This is a genomic window from Wolbachia endosymbiont of Atemnus politus (assembly GCF_013309895.1).
This window is the reverse complement of the sequence record NZ_JAAXCS010000122.1, coordinates 1-3491: the sequence shown is the minus strand read 5'-3', so window position 1 is coordinate 3491 and position 3491 is coordinate 1. Positions and strand designations below refer to the sequence as shown.

Below are 3491 nucleotides of genomic sequence, written 5' to 3'. Positions count from 1 at the left end.
CTGTGTTTGTAATAACAAGATTGTGTGCATCTGCGAAATCAAGGATTCTTTCCCCATCGGTATTGATGATGCCAAATCCTCGTCCGCCATGGCAACTGTGGCCTCTGCTTCAGTATCATATGTAGGAAACTCAAAAATGTTAGATAAGACAACAATAAATCTGCTCGTTGCAGAAATAGATAATTTTTACCTGAAGATAGCCAAAACAAGCTTATATCAGCTATGCGTTATGTGCTTCTTGCTCCGGCAAAATACACGCGTCCAATTTTAGTCACAGCTTCGTCACGAGCTGAGAAAGCTATATCAGTTGCTATGGCAGTTGAATGTGTTCACACCTACTCTCTGATTCATGACGATTTGCCGTGTAAGGACAATAGCAACACTCGCAGAAGTCAGCCAAGTTGCCATAAGAAATTTGACGAAGCAACAGCGGTACTTGCTGGGGATGCGCTGATTACCCTCGCTTTTGAAATATTATCTTCACTAAATGAGGATAACAAACGTTGTGAAATCATAAGAGCGCTCTCCCAATCGATAGGAGCTAAGGTAATGGTAGGAGGAGAGATTTTGGATATTGATACTGATTTCTCTAAAATAAATTAAATTCATTTATTAAAAACCGCAAAACTATTTGCAGCTTCATGTGAAATAGGTGCTATAGTAGGAGATGCTACAAATAAGCAACGTAGAGTGTTATATGACTGCGGAATAAATCTAGGACTTATCTTTCAAGCTAAGGATGATGTTGAAGACTACAAACAAGATGAGGTAAATAATTTAAAGGCTGTACTTAATAAAAGTGAAATAGAAAACTATATGGACAACCTTTTTAAAAACAAACTTCGGATAAATCAAGTAAGCTTTCAGGAGATACTGATTATTTATACGATTTATTGAATCGAGTAAGGAAAGATGGCTAAGAAAATTATATTACAATTGCTTGTTTCCATATTAATACTTTTTACTTTAACTTCCGCTTTTATGTTTACTATCGTCTTTATCAACAAAGGTAAGCCAGAAAAAAAGGACACGCTTTATGAGATAAATGCTGCTCATGATGGCTTGCTGCAAACGATAGCATATTACTTAGTGAAACCAATACTTGAATCAGCACTTGACCACTATATTGAAAAACATGGGCTGATAAAGTATTTAGAAGAAATAATACAGCAAGAAAAGGAGGAAAATCTGATAAACTTTTATGAAATTACAGAAGGCAGTGGGGCAGCAGAGCTCTATGTGGTCAAGAAGTCCTGCTGCAAATGTATAAAATATCTAACAACCTAGCGACACCACTTACGAGTCAAGTTCCTAATGTTACTTTGAAAATAGGTCAAGATGATTGGAAAGAGGTGGACCTAGGAATAATGGGTATGAAAGAAGGAGGAGAGCGTGTAGTTACTGTAAACATTGCGAGTGGTAACGAAACAAGCTTTAACTCTCACTACGTCAAACTAATCGAAGTAAAGGATAGATATCCCGAGTCAGTAAATAATATGATGATTTTAATGACTTAATTAACAGGGCTGGCAAACAAGTAAGATATGGTGACGAAGTGTCAATTAAGTATAGTGTAATGGGACAAGATGGTGAATATATAATCAAAGATCAAATAGCGCAATTCAAAGTTGGTGATAAAAAAGTACCGTTTGCCATAGAACTTGGAGTGGTTGGAATGAGAACTGGTAATAACAGAACTATCATTTCTCCACCTGAACTTTTGAAGGTTACTGTTAAAGTTAATCGGAGATATAGATTTTGCCGAAGAAAATGTTTCTATAATTAAATCTCAGCTTAGATGCCAAAGCTTAAAGACAAGATACTTTAAAATATTACTTGGTAACTGAAGAAAATAACAAAAGTACACATCGCAGTGATGACTGGCGGTAAAACCAGAAAAATATGTGTCTTTTTAACGAAAAAATTCTTAAAAGGCTTTGAGAAAAAAGCATTGTAAATTATTGGCAAAAATTACATAGCATTCAGTATAGTGCTTACTATTAACACAAGAGTTACAAATACAGAAAGTGCTACATTGCTATAGTTAAAAACAGCCTTAAAAATGAGAAACTTACCCCAGAAAGTTGGAGCAGGTGGCACTCCTATCATAGATAACGCACCTATAGTAAATTCTGCCATAGTAATTGGCATATTTCGTCCTATGCCGTGAATTCTATCTACATATTTCTCACCCGTTTTCGTTATTATGCTGCCTGCAACAAAGAATAGCGTGATTTTTGCAAATGCATGACAAACTAACTGAAAAACTGCAACTCTTGCGCTAAGATCGCTAAAAATTGAAGCGAATAGTATAACATATTATAATTGGGAAACGGTAGATAGGCGAGCAATTTTTTCAATTTTTTCTGCTTGAGTGCAATCAGTGAAGCAACAATGATGATGGTGAATCCTGCAGCATAAGGCAGCCATCCACCAGCAAACCAACTTTGTTGTGCAAAGCGTTGCAGATTATCGGTGCCAAAAGTGTACAATATGACTTTTATAATGATGAAAACTCTGGATTTCACAACAGCAACAGCATTTAGCAGCACGCTCACAGGAGTTGGCGCAACCATTGCTTTTGGTAACCAAAAGTGCATTGGCATTAATGCAGCTTTGCCTATTCCATAAATCAGCATAGCAAAACACACTGCAATGAAAGTAACGAGCGAAGTGTCAAATTTAAATATTCCACCGCTTACGAAGTCCAAAGTATGAAATTTACTGTATAAGAAACCGAGAACTGGAAAAAATAGCACTAAGGAAGGAAAAAACAGCACACCAAAGTAATAATGTCCGGCTATCATTGACTCACTTGTTGCATTATAGGTAACGAGAGGATAGGTACTGATAGTCAAAAGTTCATAAAAAACAAATGTAGTAAGCAAATCGCCGGAAAAAGCAATAAACATTGTACAGCTGATCGATACTGAAAGAAAACACAAGAAACTTGAGTGATTACTATCAGGATAGTTATTTTGCATGTAGCATATTGCATATATACTGGTTAAACGATACACAAAAACGATATTAATAAACTAAATACCACGCCAGTGGACTCTAGCTTTAAATTAATATGCAAGTTTGTGCCAAAATCCATAAGAATAAATTGAGAATGATCACCATATGCCCAATATAAAGTGCACAGACACGTATATGTCGTATAATACTTAATAATAACGCAGACGTGAAGCCAGGTGGCTGTATTTCTTAATATAGTTTTTCTATGGTTTAAATATTAATGATGGCACATAAAATAATCAAGGTGGTGCTTAATACCTGCTTTTTCTTGCGTTGTTCCAGCAGAAGATTGCGTGTCCCAAAATAATATGCAATTTGGTTTGTAGCCACTAGTGTTATTGAATATGAATGAAGACAAAAATGTAGTTTAAAATATGAGCCGTAATTGTGACTATGCCATGATTATTTTAGGGAAAAGAGCTTATTTGTTAAAATGGTAATTTTGAAAGAAAGATAATTTAGATTAATTT

3 pseudogenes are annotated in these 3491 nt (G+C 35.4%); 2 read left to right on the top strand and 1 reads right to left on the bottom strand.

From position 1 onward, the window contains the following. Positions 1 to 136 precede the first annotated feature (136 nt). Together HET73_RS06490 and HET73_RS06485 are read left to right on the top strand one after the other, a co-directional pair. Positions 137 to 920, top strand: a pseudogene (locus HET73_RS06490) (polyprenyl synthetase family protein). Next, a pseudogene (locus tag HET73_RS06485) lies at positions 913 to 1847 on the top strand (FKBP-type peptidyl-prolyl cis-trans isomerase). Before HET73_RS06490 ends, HET73_RS06485 begins: the two co-directional pseudogenes overlap by 8 nt. Here the strand turns inward: HET73_RS06485 and HET73_RS06480 are convergent. Beyond that, positions 1825 to 3157, bottom strand: a pseudogene (locus tag HET73_RS06480) (proton-conducting transporter transmembrane domain-containing protein); the annotation flags it as partial. The pseudogenes HET73_RS06485 and HET73_RS06480 sit on opposite strands and share 23 nt — an antisense overlap. Positions 3158 to 3491: the final 334 nt, after the last annotated feature.